The organism is Streptomyces sp. NPDC003042 (assembly GCF_053591315.1).
The window spans coordinates 1-19,555 of the sequence record NZ_JBSFTP010000106.1 but is presented as its reverse complement, the minus strand read 5'-3'; the positions used below and the strand labels follow the sequence as shown (position 1 = coordinate 19,555).

The 19,555-nt window shown below is 68.4% G+C and carries 21 protein-coding genes and 3 pseudogenes; 16 read left to right on the top strand and 8 right to left on the bottom strand.

Annotated features, from left to right (window positions below; all coding sequences use genetic code 11):
• Window positions 1-455: 455 nt before the first annotated feature.
• Window positions 456-606, bottom strand: a pseudogene (locus ACWDYJ_RS33160) (cation diffusion facilitator family transporter); the annotation flags it as partial.
• Window positions 607-817: 211 nt separating this feature from the next.
• Window positions 818-1,192, bottom strand: coding sequence for a DUF6233 domain-containing protein (locus ACWDYJ_RS33155; RefSeq protein WP_451569315.1), 375 nt, complete (start codon window positions 1,190-1,192; stop codon window positions 818-820).
• Window positions 1,193-1,999: 807 nt separating this feature from the next.
• Here ACWDYJ_RS33155 and ACWDYJ_RS33150 point away from each other — a divergent pair.
• From ACWDYJ_RS33150 to ACWDYJ_RS33120, 7 genes are all read left to right on the top strand, one after another.
• Window positions 2,000-2,164 (top strand): hypothetical protein, encoded by a 165-nt coding sequence (locus ACWDYJ_RS33150; RefSeq protein WP_451569314.1) that lies wholly within the window; start codon window positions 2,000-2,002, stop codon window positions 2,162-2,164.
• Between the two features lie 58 nt (window positions 2,165-2,222).
• On the top strand, window positions 2,223-2,831 hold the full coding sequence (locus tag ACWDYJ_RS33145) for a DUF2589 domain-containing protein (protein ID WP_451569313.1): 609 nt from the start codon (window positions 2,223-2,225) through the stop codon (window positions 2,829-2,831).
• A 148-nt stretch (window positions 2,832-2,979) separates the two neighbouring features.
• A complete protein-coding gene (locus ACWDYJ_RS33140; RefSeq protein ID WP_451569312.1) occupies window positions 2,980-3,333 on the top strand; it encodes a hypothetical protein in 354 nt (117 codons plus the stop codon).
• A gap of 266 nt (window positions 3,334-3,599) precedes the next feature.
• Window positions 3,600-3,974 (top strand): hypothetical protein, encoded by a 375-nt coding sequence (locus tag ACWDYJ_RS33135; protein WP_451569311.1) that lies wholly within the window; start codon window positions 3,600-3,602, stop codon window positions 3,972-3,974.
• On the top strand, window positions 3,971-5,629 hold the full coding sequence (locus ACWDYJ_RS33130) for a DUF2589 domain-containing protein (protein ID WP_451569310.1): 1,659 nt from the start codon (window positions 3,971-3,973) through the stop codon (window positions 5,627-5,629). The genes ACWDYJ_RS33135 and ACWDYJ_RS33130 overlap by 4 nt, the downstream gene beginning before the upstream one ends.
• Window positions 5,626-6,408: a hypothetical protein gene (locus ACWDYJ_RS33125; protein ID WP_451569309.1), complete on the top strand. Its 783-nt coding sequence runs from the start codon at window positions 5,626-5,628 to the stop codon at window positions 6,406-6,408. The genes ACWDYJ_RS33130 and ACWDYJ_RS33125 overlap by 4 nt, the downstream gene beginning before the upstream one ends.
• 438 nt (window positions 6,409-6,846) lie before the next feature.
• On the top strand, window positions 6,847-7,527 hold the full coding sequence (locus tag ACWDYJ_RS33120) for a hypothetical protein (RefSeq protein WP_451569308.1): 681 nt from the start codon (window positions 6,847-6,849) through the stop codon (window positions 7,525-7,527).
• Window positions 7,528-7,827: 300 nt separating this feature from the next.
• On the opposite strand, the gene ACWDYJ_RS33115 is transcribed toward ACWDYJ_RS33120, so the two are convergent.
• Entirely contained in the window at window positions 7,828-8,610 is a 783-nt protein-coding gene (locus tag ACWDYJ_RS33115; protein ID WP_451569307.1) for an alpha/beta fold hydrolase, read from the bottom strand.
• Between the two features lie 863 nt (window positions 8,611-9,473).
• On the opposite strand from ACWDYJ_RS33115, the gene ACWDYJ_RS33110 reads away from it, so the two are divergent.
• Window positions 9,474-10,007 carry a hypothetical protein gene (locus tag ACWDYJ_RS33110; RefSeq protein ID WP_451569306.1) on the top strand — a complete coding sequence of 178 codons (534 nt, stop codon included), beginning with the start codon at window positions 9,474-9,476 and terminating at the stop codon, window positions 10,005-10,007.
• On the opposite strand, the pseudogene ACWDYJ_RS33105 reads toward ACWDYJ_RS33110, so the two are convergent.
• Both ACWDYJ_RS33105 and ACWDYJ_RS33100 read right to left on the bottom strand, forming a co-directional pair.
• Window positions 9,937-10,275, bottom strand: a pseudogene (locus ACWDYJ_RS33105) (IS982 family transposase); the annotation flags it as partial. The gene ACWDYJ_RS33110 and the pseudogene ACWDYJ_RS33105 overlap by 71 nt on opposite strands.
• A gap of 74 nt (window positions 10,276-10,349) precedes the next feature.
• Complete coding sequence (locus ACWDYJ_RS33100) at window positions 10,350-10,745, bottom strand: VOC family protein (RefSeq protein WP_451569305.1); 396 nt, start codon at window positions 10,743-10,745, stop codon at window positions 10,350-10,352.
• Between the two features lie 314 nt (window positions 10,746-11,059).
• Between ACWDYJ_RS33100 and ACWDYJ_RS33095 the strand changes: the two genes are divergently transcribed.
• The 4 genes from ACWDYJ_RS33095 to ACWDYJ_RS33080 all read left to right on the top strand — a co-directional run bounded on the left by ACWDYJ_RS33095 (window position 11,060) and on the right by ACWDYJ_RS33080 (window position 12,533).
• Window positions 11,060-11,260 (top strand): hypothetical protein, encoded by a 201-nt coding sequence (locus ACWDYJ_RS33095; protein WP_451569304.1) that lies wholly within the window; start codon window positions 11,060-11,062, stop codon window positions 11,258-11,260.
• A complete protein-coding gene (locus tag ACWDYJ_RS33090; RefSeq protein ID WP_451569303.1) occupies window positions 11,257-11,553 on the top strand; it encodes a relaxase domain-containing protein in 297 nt (98 codons plus the stop codon). The genes ACWDYJ_RS33095 and ACWDYJ_RS33090 overlap by 4 nt, the downstream gene beginning before the upstream one ends.
• The gene (locus tag ACWDYJ_RS33085) at window positions 11,523-11,867 is read left to right on the top strand and encodes a relaxase domain-containing protein (protein ID WP_451569302.1); all 345 of its coding nucleotides are present in this window, start codon (window positions 11,523-11,525) and stop codon (window positions 11,865-11,867) included. The genes ACWDYJ_RS33090 and ACWDYJ_RS33085 overlap by 31 nt, the downstream gene beginning before the upstream one ends.
• 132 nt (window positions 11,868-11,999) lie before the next feature.
• On the top strand, window positions 12,000-12,533 hold the full coding sequence (locus ACWDYJ_RS33080; RefSeq protein WP_451569301.1) for an N-acetyltransferase family protein: 534 nt from the start codon (window positions 12,000-12,002) through the stop codon (window positions 12,531-12,533).
• Window positions 12,534-13,191: 658 nt separating this feature from the next.
• On the opposite strand, the gene ACWDYJ_RS33075 is transcribed toward ACWDYJ_RS33080, so the two are convergent.
• A complete protein-coding gene (locus ACWDYJ_RS33075) occupies window positions 13,192-14,382 on the bottom strand; it encodes a cytochrome P450 (RefSeq protein ID WP_451569300.1) in 1,191 nt (396 codons plus the stop codon).
• Window positions 14,383-14,565: 183 nt separating this feature from the next.
• Between ACWDYJ_RS33075 and ACWDYJ_RS33070 the strand changes: the two genes are divergently transcribed.
• On the top strand, window positions 14,566-15,240 hold the full coding sequence (locus ACWDYJ_RS33070; RefSeq protein WP_451569299.1) for a helix-turn-helix domain-containing protein: 675 nt from the start codon (window positions 14,566-14,568) through the stop codon (window positions 15,238-15,240).
• A 491-nt stretch (window positions 15,241-15,731) separates the two neighbouring features.
• Window positions 15,732-16,475 carry a class I SAM-dependent methyltransferase gene (locus ACWDYJ_RS33065; protein WP_451569298.1) on the top strand — a complete coding sequence of 248 codons (744 nt, stop codon included), beginning with the start codon at window positions 15,732-15,734 and terminating at the stop codon, window positions 16,473-16,475.
• 235 nt (window positions 16,476-16,710) lie between these two features.
• Here ACWDYJ_RS33065 and ACWDYJ_RS33060 read toward each other — a convergent pair whose 3' ends face one another.
• Window positions 16,711-17,247, bottom strand: coding sequence for a hypothetical protein (locus tag ACWDYJ_RS33060; protein WP_451569297.1), 537 nt, complete (start codon window positions 17,245-17,247; stop codon window positions 16,711-16,713).
• A 252-nt stretch (window positions 17,248-17,499) separates the two neighbouring features.
• Between ACWDYJ_RS33060 and ACWDYJ_RS33055 the strand changes: the two genes are divergently transcribed.
• Both ACWDYJ_RS33055 and ACWDYJ_RS33050 read left to right on the top strand, forming a co-directional pair.
• Window positions 17,500-17,832: a glyoxalase superfamily protein gene (locus tag ACWDYJ_RS33055; protein WP_451569296.1), complete on the top strand. Its 333-nt coding sequence runs from the start codon at window positions 17,500-17,502 to the stop codon at window positions 17,830-17,832.
• Window positions 17,833-17,844: 12 nt separating this feature from the next.
• Window positions 17,845-18,551 (top strand): annotated as a pseudogene (locus tag ACWDYJ_RS33050) (IS701 family transposase); the annotation flags it as partial.
• A gap of 79 nt (window positions 18,552-18,630) precedes the next feature.
• Here ACWDYJ_RS33050 and ACWDYJ_RS33045 read toward each other — a convergent pair.
• Window positions 18,631-19,134 carry a GNAT family N-acetyltransferase gene (locus tag ACWDYJ_RS33045; RefSeq protein ID WP_451569295.1) on the bottom strand — a complete coding sequence of 168 codons (504 nt, stop codon included), beginning with the start codon at window positions 19,132-19,134 and terminating at the stop codon, window positions 18,631-18,633.
• Window positions 19,135-19,555: the final 421 nt, after the last annotated feature.

Here is a 19,555-nt window from a genome sequence, read left to right as displayed (position 1 = left end):
GGCTACGCCGCACGCGCACTCGCCGATGTACCGGACGACACCGCACAGCCCATCATCGCCCTCATCGAGTCCATCGCCCGCCGCTCACGCGAGGAGCGCGCCCGGGAGAGCCGGGCGGACGGGAACGGATAGCGGGTCTCTCCTCAAGCCGGAACTCCGGACAGGGTGGGGGAGGACGAACGGGCACGTTCAGCGACCGTCTGCGGTCCGAGCCGGTGCAGACGGATTGCCCTCCGCACGCGGATAGTCCGTCGGCAAGCCGGGAAATGGCCTCTGGCCAGGGAGATGTGCGCCAGGCTCCGGTTGCTTGCGCGCATGTGGCGTGTCCTGATGGCATTCGGCGAAGGTTCGCCCAGGCGGCGCGGTGTCCGCGGCGCGCAGGCTGTGGTCGGGTTCGCCGTCGAAGTTGGGGCCGGCGCCGTCCCAGTAGGCGGTGATGGCAGCGGCGGGGTTCGTCATCCGGTGATCCTTTCAGCTGCCGCTGACAGTGCGTGGGGGTGATCGCCGTGGTGGACGAGGGCGGCGTGCGGATCGTTGCTGCCGGTGGTGGGGGGCGTGGTCGGTGTGGACGGTCGCGGCGGTCAGCCTCGGTACGGCGTGGATCAACCCGAACTTCTCATAGAGCTTCCTGGCGGGTAGGAGGAACTCGTCCGCGCCGGTTTTGAGGCTCAGCCGGGTGTAGCCCATGCGCTGGGCCTCGGCGACGACATGGTCCAGCGGAGGGACGCGATCCCGCTCCGCTGTTCGTCGGGTTCTCACACCGATGAACACGGCCAGGCCTGGCCCAGGGCTGCGGTTCGCGATGCCGCTCCCGAGGTTACTCCAGCATTCCCAGGACGACGTCGGGCCGGCAGTGGATGCAGCCGGGTACGCCCTCGGCCAGGGCCCGGCGCGCCTCCTCGGTATTCAGGACCGCGCAGCGTTTGCCTGTGTCCCGGCAGTCCCCGGCGTGGACGCGGACCGGCAGCTGGCCGGCGCCGATGCCGCGCTCGATCAGCCCCGCCGACGGGTCGGACCGAGGGCGCCGCTGCGCGGCGAGACCACCTGCGTGCCAAAACTGATCTCCAACACCGCCGCCACCACCGCCCGCGACCCGTTCAACGGCGGAAGGACAACAGCGGCCGCCCACCCGCCACTGGACAGGCCGTCGGCCAGCAGCGGGACGGCGGTCACCACGTACGGGACCGCACATTTCCCCCGGCGCGCCGGTGGCGTTCAGGCCCACTCCACGCCCAGCTCCGCGAGTGCGGTGCGCTGCACCGCCCGAGCCCGATGAGCTCTATCAGTCCCGCAGCGCTCCAGCCGTGGTCCCCCGTCTGGCGCGGCAGGGGAGGCCAGACTCGACCGGCCCGAGGAGGTGCTGGAGCACCTGCCCGACCGGGTCTTCGACTCCCGGCTGATAGACGCCCGGCCACCCGTACGCGTCACCCCCGCTACGCCGTTCGCGGCGACACCGGGTTCCCCCGCCTCGCTGTACCGGGCTCTGGCCGAAACCGAACAGCCGGAGCCGGAGCCGGAGCCGGAGGATGCCCCTGCATCCAGCAGCACGGCAGCATGGGCAGTGGGTGTCGCCGAGGCTAGTCCGATGGCGGTGTGGAGGTGGGCCTGCATCTCCATGCCGCGCGCCGCGGGAAGGGCGCCGAGGTCGAGGATGTCCCTCCACCCGTAGGTACGCAGGTTGACGACGGGTCGCCTGTTCCCGGGAGACGAGGGCCTCCTGAACCCGGCGCAGATGTCGCAATCCACACCGAACCCGGAAGGCCCTCACCCGTTCAACGCCCAGTACGTGCGTCCCCGACGTCCCGGGACAACACGCCTAGCGCTGTGCGGCGGAGGCCTCAGTGAGGCGGGCTGCCGGGTCGGGGGTCGTGGGTGGGCAGTCGCTGTCGGATGTTCCTCGCTGTGGTGAGGGTTGGGGGCGGGTCTCGAAGGTGTGGGTTGCCGTGTTGCTGTGCCCTACGGGAAGAAATGTGCCGTTTGATATTGAATACGACATTAAGTGATCTTCGAGGATGCGGGAGTGCGTGATGGCTGGACCGGCGAAGAAGACGACTACGGCGAAGAAGACGACCACCGCGCGGAACACAACGGCGAAGTCGGTAAGGCCGGCACCGTCGCGCCGCGCGAGGGAGGCGTCTGCTCCGGTCGCGCCGCACCTGTCTGACCGGTACGACGCCGGGGACTCCGACGATTCAGTGGAATCCGAGGAGAGGCTGGCTGCGATGAAGCCGGTGGATATGGGAGCGGAGCTGTCGCTTCCGTTCGAGCAGATCATCGGGGGCCCGTTGCAGGCGGTGATCCGTTCCAGTGGGATGGCCGCTCAGGAAACCGTGAACTTCATCAAGAACGTCGGCTTCGACAGCGAGGGCCGGCTGAGGTCGGTGAAGTTTTCCTATAACGACCGCACGCACGCTGAGGACCCGGACAAGGTAACGGTGACGGCAACCGCCGTGGAGGTCCCGTTGCTCACGGTGGTGCCGATTCCGTATCTGCAGCTGTCGAAGGTGACGCTGGACTTCAATGTCAAGATCGATTCGGTGTCGACGAAGAAGGTGTCGACGGACGTGGGGGTCGAGTCGTCGGCCAGTGCGGGATTCTGGGGTGTCTCGGCGTCCTTCAAGGCGAGCTTCGACCACAAGAGTTCGCAGGAGGATTCGGTCACCCGCAGTACGTCGTTGTCCGTGCATGTGGAGGCAGAGCAGGGAGAGATGCCGCCGGGTTTGAAGCGAATTCTGGACCTCCTGGACAAGGCGGCAACGACGACTCCGACGAAGACGGAGGATGTGCCGTTGGAAGCGGAGACGCAGAGACTGGAAAAGTCGACGGCATAGCGCTGAGAGTGGGAACGCCCTCTGCCCTTTGCGGCCGGGCGGCCGGGCGGCCCAGTGGCCCGTCGCCGCGAGCGCCCGCAGCGCTCTGGTGCCTGGTCTGGTGTGGCGGGGAGCGTGACCGAGGAGGCGCGGCCGCGTTGACCGGAGCATGGAGTCATCCAGCAGTGCCCTGGACGTGGTCACCGATCCGCAGGCACTCCAGGTGCGGGTCCAGGTCGTCTGGGAGCCGGCCCGTGACCAGGGCGGCGCGGTCACGGTACGGATGGACGCGGCGCAGATGCTGCCCGGGCCGCAGCAGACCCGGGTATGGCTGGCGGGCGAGGACGGTCCGCTGGCCGTGCTGCGTCCCTGGCGGCTGATGCGGCTGCGTGAGCAGGACGGCGGGTTCGTCTACGACGCCCGGTGGACGGTCAGCGAGTTCCTGCCGGACGGTATGCGGGTCTCGGCGGAGATGTCGTGCCGGCAGGGCCGGGTCCTGGCCAGCGCTCAAGTCCTCGCGTGAGCACCATGCTTCTTCGCCGCATGGACCGCACGTGGCTCACACCGGACGGGCGGGCTGTCGGCTCCGTCCAAGACCCTTTGGGGCGGCGGAGGTGAGGGGCGAACCGGCCCGCCACGGGGCTGGATTCAACACGCCCGCCCACGGGTGACGTGCACGGGCGGTGATCACGTTGCGGGGCACAGTGGCCGTGTACAGGGTGCGCCGTGAGGGCGGTGCCCATCTGTGGTGCGCGCGTGCGTGGTGGGCGCCGGGGTGTGAGGGGTGCGATGGGCGAGTTGACGATGCGGCAGCTGATCGAGGAGATGGAGCAGGCGGTGGCTGAGGCCGACCTGGCCGTCCGCAGGGCTCAGCGCCCGGCCAACGGCACGGTGGGGATCCAGCCGCAGCTGGTCATCGAGGATGCCACGTTCCGCATCCACTGTGCGACGCCGGCCCTGGCGGGGGCTTCCAGCCCGGCCTCCGGGGCGGCGGAGGGGGAGCTGGAGGTGGGCGGGCTGCCGGTGGCGGTGGATGCCCTGGCTCTGCAGGGCGTCACGCAACGGCATACGGTGTCGTTCACGGTGGGTGACCATCCGGTGCAACGCGTGGAGATCGACGGCCGCAGCCGGGTCGTCTCGGTCGCCGGGGACGAGTGCCAGTGAGCACGCGGGCAGTGCCCGAGTCGGGCGGGGATACGGCTGGTGGCCAGCAGGACATCCAAGTGGGGTACCTGCTGGGCGCGGCGTACCACGCGGTGGTTGAGGGGCAGGCGATGGCGGCCCGGGAGTCGGTGGAGCTGGTGCGCCGTCTGGGGTTCGACGAGGACGGCAACGCGATGCCGTTCCGCTTCAGCTACCAGCGGTCCGAGGCCGCCGAGAACGGCGCGGGGATGGTGGCGCGTACGGTCCATGCCACCGTCCCGCTGTTGACGATGATCAACCCGCCGATGATGAGCATCGACACCGCCGAGATCGACATGGACATCGCGATCCGTCAACAGAGCGGCCCGGCGCCGGGCGCACCGCCGGCACCGGCCGCCGTCGGGCTGCCCGGCGGGACCGGCCAAGTGCGCACGCCGCCTGCCGCGATCGCGGGCCGTGTCGCCTCGAGCTCTCGCGACGCCACCCTGAAGATCCGCTCCGTCCTCAAGCACCGCCCGTTGCTGGGCACCGGTCGCCTGTCGGATTTGCTGGAGAGCGCCGTCAGTGAGCACGATCACCACTGGAACGACGCGATCAGGCATCTGGACGCGTTCAAGAAGGCAGCCGGGGACCTGCTCGCCACCGTCGAGAACAGCCCCACGTGGCAGGCGCGGTACAAGTGTCTGCCATGGCTGTGGATGCTGCGGCAGACGGTGACCGACGCCGTGGACGCCTACCGCGACGGCAACCCCGACACCATCGCCCAACAGTTGACATCCTGGGACTACCACGCGCGGAACATCAGATGGGTGACCCGCCAGGAAGAAGAGAGCGAGTCGTACGCCGGGGCCCGTACTCTCGCCGAGCTCCGGCGCACCTTCCTCGACGCCGCCGCACAGGTCTGGAAGTCGCTGCTCCCCGCGGCAGCGCCACTGGAATTCGGCCCGCCGCCCGTGAAGGTTCTGAGGAAGCGGTTCGAGGACGCCGCCGAACAGGTGCATCTCCTCACCCGTATGTCACTCAACTCCATCGGGAGGGAGCTCTGGTACTTGAGCGGGGTGGCAGCAGAGGCCGAGACCGCCTACAGCCGCGGGCTGCGCGCTCTGGCCGCCGAGCAACTGACGACCTACAACACGATGGCCCGGGCGCTCCAACAGCAATGGGACAAGGTTCCAGGCAGGACGGAGCTGTCCGTGGCGCAGGACGAGCTGGCCCACGCTGCGAGGGACCTGTGGAAAGCCCTGGCTCCTGATGGGGTGCCGTACAACTTCCTCCCGGGCCACCGAGTCAGCCCCGAGGACGAAAGATCGGCGAGCGAGAGCCTGGAGCTGCTGGACACTCTCTGCCAGACCCTGGCCGGGGTGGAGGGCGCCCCTGACCTGAGAGGAGCGCTGCTGGAGGCGCAAGCAGCCAAAGACGCCTTCGGTACCGCTGACGCCGAAACTGCGATCCAGGGGCACTTGCAGCAGTTCAACGCCCACCTGGCCAATGCGACGTGGACCGCCCGGAACACGCCCAACGAGCAGGACGTCGGCGCGCACATCGACGCTTGGAACGACGCCGCGAAGGACCTCTGGGAGCTCATCGCACCCGGCCAATACTGGCAGCTGCTGCAGTTCCGGGTCAGCAGTCCGCAACCGCCCACTTCGCTTGCCATCGATGAGGCTCAGCGGTGACCGCGATGCCGATGGCGCAGCTGCTTCAGACTGTGGGCCAGGAGGTGCTTGCAGGACAAGTGGAAGCCCTGTCGAGCTCCCTGGCCGCCATCGACCGCGAGGCGCTGCGCACCGACGCCGAGGGCTACCCGGTGCCCTGCGTCGAGCGGGTGAGTGTGGAGCGGCCGGTCGCCGCGGCGACCGGCGATGCGGTGCTGCCCTCGCAGCGGCACGCACACGCCTCATTGCTGGAACTGATGGACCTGCCCTGTCTCACGGTCGAGCGCGCCGAACTCACCCTGTACCTGAACGTTCCCCGGCCGCCGGCCCCCGGCCAGCCGCTTGACTTCGTCTTCGCCCCGCCCGAGCAGGCCACCGTCGCCGTGACCGTACGCCTGGCGCAGCTACCCCAGTCCCAGGAGCCGGCGTTGCCGGCCCTTCTGGCGATGAGTCTGGGCGCGGCCAGCAGCGACACCCCCTGGGACTTCACCGACCACCCCCCGGGCACGCAGCAGGCCGTGCAGGCATGGAGTTTGCTGCTGGGCGTACGTCTCACCGCTCATTGCCTGCGAAAGTCGCTGCCGCCCGTCGCGACTGCTTCCCTGGACGAAGCACTGGGCGCCCTCACCCAGGCCACCTACCACTACTGCGCCGGCGGTCCCCGCCTCCAACCGAGCGCCCTAGACCCGCTATTCGCCCAACTGGACATGCGCCTCGCCCCGCATACCATCGCCATGCCGGCACTGGCGGAGTTCGCCGCCGCCGCACTGCCGCTGCGCAAGATGCTCACCGAAACCTGACTCAGGGTGCCTGCGGCCTTCCGTAGACCCCGGCCCAACGGCCCGGTTGAGGTGGCCCCCGGCGCATCAGGTGTGCCAGGCCGAGACAGGCCGTCACTGGTTCGCGCACCCGTTTCCCCGTCATCCGGTCCGACCAGCTCCGAGCCCTCGGCGGCTGTCTGCCCCTGTCAAGACATCAGACGCCGGGCCGGCCGGCCCGCCCCTGCGCCCTTGCCGCCCGGCAACGGGGGGCACGGTCCCGTGTGCCGGCCTGGTGCGCCCTCTGGACGCCTTGTCGGGCGTTACGACATTTGCCGCAGGAGGAAACGCTTCGTCGGTCTCCGAAGGGGTGGCTTCTTGCCCCTGATATGGCGATTGCGCACCGACTCGCCATAGTCACGGTTGTGGTGCCAAACGCCTTTCACTGTTCCCCTATGCAGAAACCAGAGGTGACCAGAAATGTTCGAAACGCGACGTGAGTTCAGGGATGCCGCAGAAGAAGCCCGCCCCGCGTACCTGCGGGCAGCCAGTGAACAGGATCATGAAGGAGTGCAGCAAGCTTTCTCGCCCGAAGGGCTGGAGGTAGCTTTCGACGTGTACAAGGCCGCGCAATGGGCTGTCGAAACGAAAAAAGACGCAGGGCTGATCGTCGGCAACAGGCTGGACATGGACCACGTCGTGGCCACAGAAAAAATCGCAGGTATCGACACCGCGATGATCAAAAACTTTGAAACAATGAGCGAGGCCACCAAGGAGAGCGGCCGGGGAGAAATCCTGGATTCAGGACAATGGTCAATTTTGGTAAATGATGCATGGCTGCTCGGCGGCATCCATTACATCGCGCAGTTCTTCCTCGCCTCCCCACGAAGCAAGGAAAACATCTACAGAACAGTACGCCCGGATTGGTTCAAGTCGGGTAGGCGTTTCCGCCCCGGCTTCACCGTATTCTCGCGGGAATTGATCGGCCTTGTGGCATGCGGCTATAAATTCGACAGCCACAAGACCACCGGCGAGATCGCCTGGCTCCCACACAAGAGCAATCACCCTGGAACGTTCACCTTCTCCCACTATCAGGCCAAGGTGAACGAATACACGAAGGGCGCCAAGTGGCACGATTTGATCAGCAGCCGTCAATGGTAAGTGATAGGTGGCGTCGGCCGTGGCCGGCATTTCAGCGCCGCCGAGCCCACCGTGCCAGGTGCACCATCACCCTTCCGCGGGGCTGCACCCAGATCACGGGCTGACGGAGGACTCCCGGGCGCCCCGGCCGTGCATCCGGCACAATGAGCCCTTCTCGGTAACCTCCGATTTCTCTGTGTGACGGCGGCCGGATGGCCGGCGTGCTCCAAAGGCGGGAGGACGAGGGCGGGTGCGGGGATCTCAGCGAGCCTGAACGCGATCGCCAGTCCGTTTCGCCTGTCCGGGCTCTGCGACCGGCAGCTACGAGGGTGCGCGCAGGAATGGCCTGATGGTGCGGACGAGTTCCTCGGGGTGATCCCACTGCGGCGTGTGGGCGTCCGGGGTCTGCACTACCTCGACCCCGAGTCGGGCGGCGAGCCAGGCGGCGGCTTCGTGGAAGTAGTCCGGTGATTCCTGGCCGACCAAGACCTGGACAGGGGTGGTGATGCCGGTGAGTGTCGCGTCGTCAGGGCGGTAGGACTCGAAGGTCCCCATCTCGACGCCGAAAAGGGTCTCCCCGTTCGAGGTCATCCTGTGGCGTAGGTCCGGGTCCAGGCGATCCCAGGTGTCGTCGCCGGCAGCGAATCGGATGAAGTGTTCTACGGCTGTCTGAGGCCCCCCGGCGGCCATCCCCGCTTCGACGACCGACCTCACGGGGGCCTGGGCCTCGCCCGGATTCGCCAGGACTGAGAAGAGCGTGATCTCGTGCAGGAGGGCGCCGCGGACGACGCCGGGGTGGCGGATGAGCAGGTCGAGGGCGGTGATCGCCCCGTAGCTGTTGCCGAACACGGCGGCGGGAGCGAGCGCGAGCGCGGTGAGAAGTGCCGCGGCGTCGTCGGCCTGTTCAGGTACGGAGGTGGCCTCCCACCCGCCGGGGCGGGGGCTGCGGGAGTTGCCGCGCCGGTCGTAGGTGACCACGGTGAATTCGTCGGCGAGCAAGTCCGCGACCCGGTCGAAGTGTCCGGCATCGCCGGTCGCGCCGGAGATGAACAGCACCGGTGGGCCATTGCCCCGAAGCTCGTAGTAGAGGTCTGTCCCGTTCACGGCAATCGATGGCATAGCGACTTCCTCAGCTAGACGAGGGCTTTCGCGCCTCTGCGAGATACTGCTGGTCCTGCTACCTGTGCGCGTCGGACGCGGCGCGCGTGTCGCCTGCGGGTGGGCGCGTCGAGCGGCCAAATGGCGGTCGCGGCTGTCCCTTTTCAGTTCCAGCTTCCGTGATCTCCGTCGTTGCCGCCGCATTCGTCACCGTGCGCCTTAAGTCGACGTGCAAGAGAGCTCTACCGGTGGCCCGAGCCGCCCAACTGCACGTCGCCTGGGATGACGCCTACCCTCGGTCGCCCTTAAGCGAAGGAGACCTCGTGCGACGGTTCACGGTGGGGGAGACGGTCGTACCGCGGGACATGCACCGCAGCAGCCGGGTGTGGAGCGAGCAGGCGCTACGCGTCATCGACGACACCGACACGGCGCTCGTAACCGCCCGCGCCAGGCGCGGAGGTGGCCGTCGCTGTACGCGAAGGCCCGAGCCGACGGCGACCGCATGCTGCGGACGGAGACGTCCTCACCAGCTGGCAGCGGAAGGACCTCGACGAGTACGCCCATGTTCGACGGCTGGGCATCGTCACCGACACCGAGCACCAGCAAGGGGGAACGCCCGCGGTCAGGTGCTCGCGATGCTCGCCGACCGAACTGGCGCGTTCACGGACGCCGAGGCGTGGGCGGCCTGGCACTGGGACGCTGGCTGGCCACCGCCCCATCTGCCCCTCCAAGGTCTGTTGCGGAAGTGGAATCTCGCCCGTTGATGATGACGCGCCGGGGGCGTGGTGAGGGGACCTTTCGAGCATCACTCCGGACTCGGTCTACTGGGGCTTCATGCCCATCAGCAGGGGCCCTCCAGCCTTCGCGTCTTGAACTGCTTCTCCTCGGTGCGCAACTATCCGGGAACGGGCTCGGGTTACGGCATCCGCATCGACAAGGACGAGGTGCATGCCCCGGGGAACGGCCACAAGTACCGAGCCGTCAGCGCCGGACGCACCTACGGCAAATGGCGGACCCCTGCCGAGGCCCCACCCGCATGGCCGACCACGCCCGGGCAGACGGTCCCCGAGTTCGACGGACTGGTGTGGGAGTGCGTCGGCCCGCACGTGCGAGCGCCTCAGACCTTCAACACACTGGGAGGGACCACGCCGGCGGTCATTCAGGACTACGGGTACCTGAAGGCGGACGACACGAGCGTTCCGTTCTTCCGGACCGAAGTCAGTTCCCTGACGCACGCCGAGGGCCGTCTCCTCACCCACCTTACGAGCGGGGTGTCGTTCCGTACGTACTTCCAGAGCACTTATGAGAGCGGCCCGGTTCCCGGAGCGCTCATCCTCCCGGAGGTCTGGGTCGGGTCCTCCTACTACGGTGAGCATCTCTCGGGCACGTCACGGTCTCGTTGACCGCCTCAATGACCGGTCGCAACGGCCTGAACAGGGGCGCGCCGGGCCGTTCCGGCTCACCCTTACGGGCCGGCCGCAGTAGGTGGATACCCTGCTCCCCAGCTCGTGTTCGAAGCCTGGGCCGAAGTAGTTCTTGTCGCAGATCAGTGTCTGGGCAGGACGTGCGGCGAGGAGGCCGGGTTCGGCGGAGAAGAGGTCCAGCAGGGGTCTCGCGCTCGTCAGCCTCGGCCCCGGTCAGGGCGAAGGCGACGGGCAGGCCATGGAGGGTCCAGTGAGGTGTGAGGTCTCCTCGGCAACGTGATGGTTCCGGTGTGAGACGGGATGCGGGTGCCCGCTCGTGGCCTAGTTCTGCGGTGCCAGGGTGCGTAGGACGTCGAACTCGTTGCCCTCGGGGTCGGCCATGACCACCCAGTTTCGGTCTGAGCCCTGGCCTACATCCGTCGTGGTGGCGCCGAGGTCGAGCAATCTGGTCACCTCATCCTCGGTGCTGCCGTCGATCGGGCTGACGTCGAGGTGAAGCCGGTTCTTGACGGTCTTGCCCTCGGGTACGCGGATGAACTGCAGGGTGGGTGGCATCTGGCGGGCCCGAACGTCCTCGACGGTCGGTACCCAGGAGCCGATCTCGACCTTGCCCCCGCTGCGGTCGATCACCTTGAAGTCCAGGACCTCGCACCAGAAGGCCGCGAGCCTCTCCGGGTCGTGGCAGTCAACGGTCAACTCGGTGAACCTACTTGTCATGACTCTCCCAGATCGTGCGGACGAGGATCAGAGTATGCCGCCCGTCCGACAGATCCGAGATCTTTCTGCCCACGGACATCAGACGGACTTGACCTGGCATCAGGTACGCGAGAAGCCCCTGGTAGGAACGGTGCGCAAGCCCGGCCGGAAGGGGCGGCCGGTTCGGAGGTCGGCACGAAGTCTCTTCCAGGAAGCACGAAGCCCCCCGGCGCGGTGCCGGAGGGCGGGGTACGGAAGGGCGTGTGCGGTCACCTCGGGTCACCGGTGCCAATATCTCCGACCGCCCCTTTTCTTGCAGGTCAGGGCCGTGTGGCGTGATCTGCATGATGGACGCGGAGATCGTTAATGCCGGGCAGATGGACGGGTACTACATGCGCGAGGTTGTGGTCGGTGACGGCCGCCGCCCGGCCCGGATGCCGCTGAAGAAGGCCCAGGAGGAGGCCGGTGTCCCGGCCGGGCGTTGGATGGACCGCGGACTCGGGGGGCCCTTGGACCGGTGGCGGGGGAAGAGGTGACCGAGGAGCAGCTGCGGAACGTGTTCGGGGAGGGGGGCCGGCACCCGTACGCGGAGCGGATCGAGGCCGACCGGCTCGCCGCGGGTGACTCACCGAAGCTGGCGCGGCGGGCCGGGGCGCTGGGACGGCGGGTGATAGTCACCGGCTTAGACTTCGTCTTCCGGCCGCAGCCCACGATCTACCTCCTGTGGGCCCTGGGGGATGAGGAGACCCGGCTGACGATCGAGGCCGCGCACGAGCGCGCGATCGAGCGCCTGCTGGAGTGGATCGAGGACCACCTCGCGGTGATCTGATCCGGTCCGGCAAAGACGGCATCCACCGTGTCCGGCCGCCCGGCGGTCTGGTCGCCGCCCGCTTCCGCCACCACGAATCACGGGCCGGGATGCCCCTGCTCCACGACCACCTTCTGTTGTCGATCAAGGGACAGCGCCCGGGCGGGAAGCTCCTCGCTTGTTCCGGCCGGAGTGCCGTACGCCTGCGCTGCCGGGCAGTCAGTCGCCCTGGACGCGGCGGGACGGCCGGTTCCTGGACTGGTGCGCGCAGATCACCGCTAAACGGGTCTGCGCGATTCTCCGTCATGGCTGTGGCGGAACGGGCGGCAACGTAGCCGCCGGCCGCCGCCCGTGTCGGCCCACCAGGAGTTGATTCCTCCTTACCACCGTCTTCAGAGTGATCTCTCATCGCCGGTTGAGGGGTAGGGATGTGACAACGCCCAGGGTCATACGCGAGGCTCGTCGGTATGGAGATCAGAACGGGTGTGCGGGGCGATGTGGAGCGGATCGCGGCGCTTCACGCGGAGAGTTGGCGTACGGCGTATGTGGGAATCATGCCGAGCGGTTTCTTGGGCGGCCCCGTGTTCGAGGACCGGCTGGCGCTATGGCATGGGCGGCTGCTCGAACCGCAGTTGGCTGCAGGACTGTTTGTGGCCGTGGACGGAGGCGAGATGGACGGTTTCGTGTACCTCGTTCCGCGCCCCGACGGCCGCCTCCTCCTGGACAATCTGCATGCCCGGCCGGGCTGCACTGGTTCCGGAATCGGAGGCCGACTACTACGGCACGCTCTTGCGTGGGCTGCCGCCGAGCATCCCGGACGGGATGTCTATCTGGAGGTATTGCGCGCCAACACGCGTGCCATTGGCTTCTACGAGCGACACGGTGCTGTCCGTACTGACGAGCGCCTCTGCCGGTTCGAGCAGGGCTTTGAGCTGCCCGAGCTCGAGTACACCTGGGCGGCCGGTTCCGTGTCGACGGCTTCGGGCTCGTTGTCACAGTGATCGCGTCCAGAGGGAGCGATGCGAGGGTGACTCCCCTTCGTAGGAGATGGCAGTCTGGTCGTACCGCGCCCCCCCAAGTCTCGCGGCTCGGAAGGGGAGATGGAGGCGATGATGGGGTGGCTGCGTTCAGCGAGTGGATGTAGCCGATTCCGCTCGCTCCTCCATCAGGTCGACCATCCGGCGCATTACGGCCAGGGACAGTGCGGGATTCCCAGGTCGTGCGTTCCGGTGGTGCGTCGGCTGGCACGGTACCGGACCCTGAACACCGTGGCCTGGCCTGGCCTGGCCTGGCCGGGTCGGTTGAAGGCACGCGCCCCGGCGGAGCGGTGGGGCCGGCCCGCCGCTCTCCGCTCACCGCGCTGGCTGCTCTCGTCCCGGATGGGGACAGGGTGTTGCCGGCGAAGGTGGGGGGATGGTGGGGCCGGGCCGCTCGGGATGACGGTGGTGCGGCTGACCGTGCCGGGGGCGGCGCCGCTGGCCGGGATGGCGACGGCCGCGGCGGTCTCTGCGCGGACTGCCATCTGGCCGGACGGCCAGGCCCGGCCGTTGACCGGGTCCGGGCCGCTGGAGGCGAGGGACGCGGGTGCGATCACCGCAGGCGAGCAACCACAACGCTGGCGGGCGACCGTACGCCACCTCACCCGTCACCGGCTCGCGGTCACACGTCCCAGGTGACCGGGAGGCTCTTCACCCCGTAGATGTCCGCCGTCTCCGGGCGCAGGCCAATTTCTTCAGCCGGTACGGCCAGGCGCAGCGTGGGGAAGCGGTTGAGCAGCGCGGAGAAGGCGACCCGCATCTCGACACGGGCCAGCTGCTGACCCAGACACAGGTGGATGCCGTGGCCGAAGGCCAGGTGCCCGCCGGACTCCCTCCGGAGGTTGAGCACGTGGGGATCGGCGAAGCGCTCGGGGTCGCGGTTGGCGGTGTTGTACGACAGGACGACCGTCGTGCCGGCCTCGATGGTCTGGCCGCCCACCTCGACGTCCACCAGGGCCGTCCTCATGAACGACTTGGCGACGCTCAGATACCGCAGCAGCTCCTCCACGGCCTGGTCGGTGAGCGCGGGATCGGCGCGCAGCGCAGCCAGTTGCTCCGGGTTCTGCAGCAGCGCGAAGGCCCCAAGGGCCAGCATGTTCGCGGGGGTGTCGAATCCGGCCGCCAGCAGGATCAGGCTGATCCCCTGTAGCTCCTCATCGGTCAGGTCGCTGTCGGTGAGTTCGCTGAGCACGTCGTCGGTGGGGTTCGCGCGCTTGGCGGCCACGAGCTGTGCGAGATAGTTCTGGGTCGCGGTGTAGGCCGCTATCAGGTCTTCGTCGCTCGTCTCCCCGTTCATGAACTTGTCGATCTGTTCCTGGAAGGAGTCCCGGTCCTGGTAGGGCACCCCCAGCAGCTCACAGATGACGATGGTGGGGATGGGCTTGGCGAACGCGGTCACGAGGTCCGCCGGCGGCCCGGCCTTCTCCATGGCGTCCAGGCAGTCGGTGGTGATCTGCTCGATGCGCTCGGTGAGCAGCCGCATCCGCCGTGCGGTGAACTTGCCCACCAGCGGTTTCCGGTAGCGCCCGTGCTGTGGGTCGTCCATGAGGAGGAACTCGCCGGGCGGCGCCGGAGGGATCTCGAAGTCGACCACGTTCAGGAGCTCCTTGCGCGAGCTGAACCGCGAGTCGGCCAGGACCGACCTGACCAGGTCGTACCCGGTGATCAGCCAGCCAGGTTTTCCGCCGGGGTGGGTGTAGCGGCTGATGGGGCCGTGCCGGCGGGCGTCGATCAGCTCTGCCGGCGGGTCGAAGGGGCAGCCGGGCTGACGCTCCGTCGGCAGCGTGGTGACGGTGTGGAGGGATTCACTCATGGCCATTCCTCATCTCGCGATATTACGTGTTTGGCGTATGTCGAAAGCTACGTTGCGTTCAGAATGCCGTAAATTGCTCGAAAGGCGTTTGCCCAGGTGAATGGCGGTAAATTGATGCAATGACGCTGAGGGTGAATGCAATGTTGCGTTGCAATGAATGGCGGCGAAGGCAATACTGGCGGCATGCCAGGAGGACGGTTGACCCAGCAGGAGCGCCAGCGCATCGCGGCCGGACTCGCCGGCGGGCTCTCCTACGCTGAGATCGCCAGGCGGCTCGACCGGCCGACCTCGACGATCAGCCGGGAGGTGGGACGCAATGGCGGCCCTGGCGGCTACCGGCCCCAACAGGCGCACCAGGCGACGGCCCAGCGGGCGAGGCGCGGCACACCGGCACCTCCACGCGCGGCCACAGCGCCGAGCGGCACGGCGGAGGAGGACATCATCGAGCTGGCGGTCAGGTCGGGCCTGCCGAGGATAACGGCGCGCGTGCACGTCGACCTGTTGCTGTCCGAGGACGGCAGGCGTACCGCAGGCGAGTTGACCCGCAGGCTGAAGGTCAGCCCGGCCTCCGTCTCCGTGGCCGTGAACTACCTGGTCCAGCAGGGGTATGTCCGGCGCGAGCGCGATCCCCAGCGGCGTCGCGACATCTACGTGGTCGACGACGACGCCTGGTACCACTCGATCGTGATCAGCTCGCGGCGTACCCTGGAGTCGGCGCAGGCCGCGATGGCGGCGGCCGAGACGCTCGGGCTGGACACGCCCGTGGGGCAGCGGCTCGCCAAGGGAGGGACGTTCCTGGAGCGGGTCATCGAGGACATGATGGAGTCGGCCGACCGCTGGCGCGCCCTCCTGGCGTGATGGGTTTCGTGGCCCTCTTCCTGGAGCCCGCGCACGAACTCCGCGATGTCCAGGGCGCTATGGAAGACCACCGCGTTCGTGCGCAGAGCGTTGAACTTCACGATGGGGTCAGCTGGTTGCCCGAAAACGACCAGCGACGGGTGTCTCATGGCTGACAGTTCTGGGCCGTGGAAGAGGTCGTGCTGCGGCTGAAGGTGCTGTTGTTCCCATCGGTCGCGGACGTCGCGGTGTTGTCGGTGGATTAGACATTGCGATAGTGCGTGTTCACGCGCAATACACCGCACCGGGCGCTGTACGTCCGGTTGGCGTCGCCCGTTGGGCCTCAGCTCGCTTGGTGCGGGAGCCCGGGACGGTGTCCATATTTTTGTGGTTTCCGCTAAGCCTGACGGCCTCCCAGGTTGGGAGAGACTGCCAGCCAGAGGCCGCGGCCCGCCCCGATCGCGGGCGGCCGGGGCCGTCGGCATGGTGAAACAGACGGGGAGGACGGCACGATGAGTGCGCAGCAGCAGTACGACGAGATCGGTGAGGCGTACGAGGGGTTCAAGGCCCTGCCGCTGGAGCAGTACGCGGTGGTGCCCGGTTTCCTGGCCCTGGTCGGGGACGTGAGCGGCAAGTCGGTCCTCGACCTGGCCTCCGGCACCGGCTTCTACAGCCGGGAGTTCAAGCGACGCGGCGCCACGGACGTGCTCGGAATCGACATCTCCGGCGAGATGGTCGCCGTGGCGCAGAAGCTGGAGGAGCACGACCCGCTGGGCGTGCGCTACGAGGTCGGCGACGTGTCCGCGCTGCGGACCTTCGAGCAGCCCTTCGACGTGGGCCTGGCGGTCCAGCTGCTCAACTACGCACCGGACATCGCCACCACTGAGCTGATGTGCCGCAACATCCACCAGAGCCTGAAGCCCGGCGCCGAGCTGTTCGTGCTCAACCAGTCGCCCGACTTCCGCTTCGACGGGCCGTCCCCGGAGAAGTACGGCTTCCGCAGCGAGCTCACCGGCGAGGAGGTCGAGACCGGACCACAGGTCCGGACCACGGCGCTGCTCGACCCGCCCGTCTCGTTCATCGCCAACCGTCCGCGCCGCGAGGTCTACGAGGACTGCCTGAAGGCGGCCGGATTCAGTGAGCTGACCTGGGTCCCGGTGGAGGTGTCCGAGGCCGGCGTACGCGAGTTCGGCGCGGACCACTGGGCGGACCTCTACGCCAACCCCCCGCTGGAAATGCTGCGCTGCCGCGCCTGACGACCCACCGGACATCCCGGCGACCCGACCTCCGATGCGCCCGCACCGGGGCGGGGTCGCCGACTCCGGTGCCGGCCCGGAACCAGTACGGCAACGGTCTTTGTCGTGACGGTTTGGGGATTGGCTCGGCGCGTTGTGTCGAGCATGGGCTGATAGCCCCGTTGGAGCGCGAGAACAGACGCGGCCACGCACCACCGGACACAGCCCACCCATCAGACCAAGGACCGTTGCAGTACTAGCCCCGCGGCTCTCGGGTCGCTTCGGCGCGGCGGAAGGCCTCGTCGCAGGTCCGGCCGGAGCGGGTGGCCACCAGCGAGAGGTTGTCGAGGATGCCGCCGTTGGTGAACTCCAGGCGCCAGGAGCCGCTGGTCAGCGCCACCGCCGGAACGGGCTCGCCGTGGCGGGCCGTGACCTGCCAGCCGCGTTCCTCCAGGGCGGTTTCGAGGGCCGCCAGCCGACCGTTGTCGGCGGGGCCGTCGCCCGTCCAGTCCGCGATGCAGTCGGCGAGCTCCCCTTCCTCGGTGGGGGACGCGGCGCCCGGGGTGAGCCCGGCGGCGCTGGCGGCGGCGGCGAGTTCCGCCGCGACCGTGCCGCGCGAGGGGTCTCCTCCGGGGCGGCCCGGGGCCTTCACGCCCGCGGGCTCCCGGACCCAGCCGTCCCCGCTGCCCTCCTCGGCCGAAGCCAGGACGACCCCGCCGACGGCGAGGGTGCCCGCGAGCGCCGCGACCCCTGCGGCAGCCGCCCACACGGCTCCGTCCCTGCTCCTGCTCACGTTCGTCCCCCGCACCCCTGTGGCCTGGCGCCGGGGCGTCATGCTCCGGCGGCAGGTCACAGGCTAGTACTGCAACGGTGTTCTGCGTGAGTCACCTGGTGACCCGGGCCACGAACTGCGGCGGCACCAGCCGCCGCCGCAGAACCCCGGTCCCGCCTGCCACGAACACCCGCATGACCAACACCTTCCGTTGGAGGTTGGTCTTCCCATCTCAGGCAACGTTCGCCCTGGGCGGTCTGCGACGATGGCTCCATGGACGAGGAAGTCATTCCCATTCTTCGCGTCGAGGACACTGCGGCGGCGGTCGCGTGGTACGGGCGACTGGGCTTCGCCAAGCAGTGGGAACACCGCTTCGAACCGGGACTTCCCGCGTTCGTCGAGGTCGCCCGGGGCGGGGTGCGGTTGTTCTTGTCGGAGCACAAGGGCGACGCCCGCCCCGACACGTTGGTCTACCTCCGCATGCGTGATGTCGAGGCCATCGCCTCCGAGTTCGGTGTGCAGGCGAAGGAGGCTCCGTGGGCGCGTGAGATTGAGCTGCGCGACCCCGACGGCAACCGGCTCCGGATCGGCACGCCGACGGAATGACACTTGCCTGCAGCCGCCCGCATGATCGCCCGGTTCCTGGCCACCGGCCACCGTGCACGATGGGTGGCCGGCGATGGGGTCTACGGCGGCACCCGAAACTGCGCACCGTCCTGGAGGAACGCGGCACCAGCTACGTCCTCGCGGTGGCCCGCACCCAAGAAGTCACCCCCACGCAGGAAAGTTCCGCGCGGACGTCCTGGCCAAGAAGCACCCCAAGCCCGCCTGGCAGAGGCTGTCCCGCCAGAAACGGAGCCAAAGGGCACGCTTTTACGACTGGGCTCACATCGCCCTGCTCGACCCCAGAGCTGGCCACCGCCACCTGCCGATCCGCCGCAACCACTGGCGAACTCGCCTACTACCGCTGCTACTCGCCTCAGCCGTGCCGCTGACTTCGCTGGTACGGGTCGCTGGATCAAGGTGGCGCATCGAGGAGATGCCCGGGCCGCCAAGGGCCTGGCCTGCCTCGACGGACACCAGGTCCGCCGCTACACCTCCTGGACCCGCTGGGTCGCCCTGGCCATGCTTGCTCAAGCCTTCCCGGCCGTGCTCCGCGCCGACGAAGACACCCACCGTCCTGCCCCGGACACGTGGATCCCGCTCACCTGCAACGAGATCGCCGGCCTGTTCATCGCCCTCGCCGCCGAACGCATCCACGACACGGCCCACGGCTCAGCTGGCCCCACTGGCGTCGCCGCCACCAAGCCCGATCCCGAGCCAGCCCCACTGCCGTCAATCCGCCCGCTCTGCCTGAGCACACTCGATCACGTGAGCAGGAAGCCCCAGGGGCGCGACCCCGCGTCACGGCAACGAGCGTGTGAGCCATACCACTTCACCGCTGTCGTCCGTGGAAATGTGATCACGCTCGAACCCGAGCTTTTCAAGGACACGGAACGACGGTGTGTTCCACGCGCCGACGGTCGACCAGAGCCGTTTCCGCCCGGTCGCAATAGCGGCATCGAGCACCGCGCCGGCCGCCTCGGTGGCGTAGCCACGCCCATGCGCGCGCTGGAACAACTCATAGGCGATTTCAGGCTCCTCTACGGTGGAGCGGCCGATGATCAACCCGCAATAGCCGATGAAGTCGCCTTCGTCACGGCGCTGGATGGGCAGTAGGGCGATCCCCGTTGTCGCCGTTGCGGTGAGCAGCTTCGCGATGGCTGTCCGGGTGTGCTCAACCGTGGGCGTCCCGTTGCCGCGTTCGGAGAGGAGGGCGCGGAACTCTGCGGCGTCCGACTCGGCCCACGGCCGCAGTATCAGCCGCTCGGTCTCCAGGTGGAACGACATCGTCTCGTACGTAGACATGCCCCTACTCTGCCTCACGGGTCACCAGCGGTGCCGGAGCTGTCATGTCGTCGAAGGGGTTCTGTTCCGGCGGGACGGGGTGTACGGCCGCCTCGTCCAACAGACGTCGGTGGACCTGGACGGCTCGACATCGAAGGGCGCCCGCCTGCACGCGTGGCCACTGCCGGGCTCCCGCTCCGGCGCACAGCCGTCCGACCCGGGGCTGCCTGTGTCCACCGGCGGAGGTGCCACGCGGATCTCCACCGGCCGCGACCAGCTCGGTACCGCCGCCAGAGCCGGACTCGGCTCGTGGACCACTATGCGATGCCCTGGCTGAGGTCAGGGGGCCGGCATGCGCCCGAGTCCGGCCATGTCGGGTGGCGCGGTGGCTGCGCCCCCACGGCAGGCTGCGCGTCCCGGGGGCCCTCGCCGCGCCCGTCGT